At 72.1% G+C, this 1,317-nt stretch carries 1 protein-coding gene and 1 pseudogene; both read right to left on the bottom strand.

All coding sequences use genetic code 11. The features are described from left to right. The coding region (locus tag AC27KI_RS25020) for an ABC transporter permease (RefSeq protein ID WP_487116481.1) at positions 1 to 748 on the bottom strand (748 nt) is incomplete at its 3' end. Continuing rightward, positions 735 to 1,317 (bottom strand): annotated as a pseudogene (locus tag AC27KI_RS25015) (ABC transporter ATP-binding protein); the annotation flags it as partial. The gene AC27KI_RS25020 and the pseudogene AC27KI_RS25015, both read right to left, overlap by 14 nt.

Below are 1,317 nucleotides of genomic sequence, written 5' to 3'. Positions count from 1 at the left end.
GCAGCGCCGTCCACAGCGCGCGGCGCGAGGAAAAGCCCGCGTAGCGTGCCGCCGCGGGGGCCAGGCCGCCCACCTGCTGCGCAAAGCCCGCCCGCGTGCGGAACAGGAACACCCACAGCGCCGCGGCGCCGGCCAGCGCCAGCAGCAGGCCGATGGACACGCGCGAGCCCTGCATGAGCCGCGGGATCTGCGTCACGCGCTCGAAGGTCTTGGTCTGCGGGAAGTTGTAGCCCATGGGGTCCTTCCACGGCCCGTAGACCAAGTAGCCCAGCACCAGCGTGGCCACGTAGACCAGCATCAGGCTCACGAGGATCTCGTTGGCGTTGAACCGGTCGCGCAGCAGCGCCGTGATGCCGGCCCAGGCCATGCCGCCCAGCACGCCGGCCAGCAGGATGGCGGGCACGATCCACGGGCCCGTGGTCTGGTCGGCCAGCAGCGCGATGCCGCCGGCCGCGACGGCGCCGATCACGAACTGCCCCTCGGCGCCGATGTTCCACACGTTGGAGCGAAAGCACACCGCCAGGCCCAGCGCGATCAGCAGCAGCGGCGTGGCCTTGACCATCAGCTCACCGATGGCGTACTGGTTCTTGACGGGCTCCCAGAAGAACACCTGCAGCCCGCGCACCGGGTCCTTGCCCAGCGCCGCGAACAGCGCCAGCCCGATGAGCACGGTGACGGCCAGCGCCAGCACCGGCGAGCCGTAGGTCCACCAGCGCGAGGCCTGGGGTCGGGCTTCAAGCTTGAGCATGGGCCGCCTCCGTTTGCGCGCGTGCCGCTTCGGCCCGGGCGAGGTGCGACTGCACGTCGGCATGCCAGAGCCCGCTCATCCATTCGCCGATGCGCTCCACCGTGGCCTCGGCGCGCGGCACCGAGGGCGACAGGCGCCCCTTGGCCACCACGTGCAGGCGGTCGCAGATTTCGAACAGCTCGTCCAGCTCCTCGCTGAGCACCAGCACGGCGCAGCCGGCATCGCGCAGCGCCAGGATCTCGCCGCGGATCTGCGCGGCCGCGCCCACGTCCACGCCCCAGGTCGGCTGCGAGACGATGAGCAGGCGCGGGTTGGCATCGATCTCGCGGCCCACGATGAACTTCTGCAGGTTGCCGCCCGACAGCGACCGCGCGGCCGCATGGGGCCCGCCCGCCTTCACGTGGAAGCGCTCGATGATGGCGCGGGCATGCGCCTGCAGCGCGCCGGTGCGGATCCAGCCGCCCGGCCCCACGCAGTTGCTGCGCGTGAGCAGCAGGTTGTGCGCCAGGCCCATGGTGGGCACGGCCCCGCGGCCCAGCCGCTCCTCGGGCACGAAATGCAGGCCCAGC

This window comes from Acidovorax sp. KPB24-03, from assembly GCF_057546605.1.
The sequence above is the reverse complement of the archived record's forward strand: the minus strand, read 5'-3'. Positions and strand labels throughout refer to the sequence as shown.